At 78.8% G+C, this 1,058-nt stretch carries 1 protein-coding gene; it reads left to right on the top strand.

Annotation, left to right across the window (positions count from 1 at the left end):
• The first annotated feature begins 229 nt into the window (after positions 1 to 229).
• Positions 230 to 1,009 (top strand): sporulation protein, encoded by a 780-nt coding sequence (locus tag ACRYR9_RS19650; RefSeq protein ID WP_432499171.1) that lies wholly within the window; start codon positions 230 to 232, stop codon positions 1,007 to 1,009.
• Positions 1,010 to 1,058: the final 49 nt, after the last annotated feature.

Raw genomic sequence — 1,058 nt, forward strand, 5'->3', positions numbered from 1 at the left:
AGCCACCGCGGCGCGGCGTTCCCGGGGGCGCGGCTGACCGGCGGCAGCGGCCCGCGGGTGCGCAGCCACCAGGCCGCGGGCCCCGGCCGGCCGCCGCCCCCCCCCCCCCCCCGCCCGTTCGTGCGCCCGGGGCGGGGCACGGCTGCGCGCAGCGCGGGGGAACGCGCCGCCCCCTCCGCCCGTCGATCACCGTGGGGGCCGGCCGTCGGTCCCCGGGAGGAGGGACGACATGGCGCTGCGCAACCTCATGGCCCGCTTCGGCGCGGGGGCCGCCTCGGTGGACACGGTGCTGGACCGCGACGTCGCACAGCCCGGCGGCACGGTCAGCGGCCGGGTGGTCGTGGTGGGCGGCTCGGTGGCCCAGGACGTCGAGGAGGTCGTCGTCGGGCTGCAGGCGCGCGTGGAGGTGGAGAGCGGCGACTCCGAGTGGCGCGAGGACGTCGTCTTCGGCCGGGCCCGCGTCGGGGCCGGGTTCACCACCGTGCCCGGCGAGCGCGCCGAGATGCCCTTCTCGCTGCAGCTGCCCTGGCAGACGCCGGTGACGGCGATCGGCGGGTGGCACCTGCGCGGGGTGCACGTGGGCGTCGTCACGAAGCTGGTCATCGCCGGTGCCGTGGACCCCGGCGACCTGGACGCCGTCACCGTCGCTCCCCTGCCGGTGCAGCAGGCGGTCGTCGACGCGCTGGGCTCCCTGGGCTGGCGGTTCAAGCACGCCGACGTGGAGAAGGGCCGGGTCCGCGGCTCGGACCTGCCGTTCTACCAGGAGCTGGAGTTCGCCCCGCCGGCGAGCGCGCGCCGGGTGAACGAGCTGGAGGTCACGTTCCTGGCCGACCCGCAGGGCGTCGAGGTGGTGCTGGAGGCGGACCGCCGCGGCGGGCTGCTCACCGAGGGCCGCGACGTGGTGAGCCGGGTGCGCCTGTCGCACGCCGACACCGACCGCTCCCGGGTGGCCGCGGCGCTGGACCGGGCGGTGCGCGAGCTGGGCTCGCGCCGCGGCTGGGGCTGGTGAACCCGGCGCAGGGCTGAGAGGCGCACCGGGGGCGACGCGGCGCGGCCCG

Source organism: Kineococcus auxinigenes (genome assembly GCF_050871525.1).
Classification (GTDB): domain Bacteria; phylum Actinomycetota; class Actinomycetes; order Actinomycetales; family Kineococcaceae; genus Kineococcus.

Excerpts from the sequence above, each read along its gene's own strand:
- ACRYR9_RS19650 (WP_432499171.1), top strand. The coding sequence starts at position 230 with ATGGCGCTGCGCAACCTCATGGCCCGCTTCGGCGCGGGGGCCGCCTCG.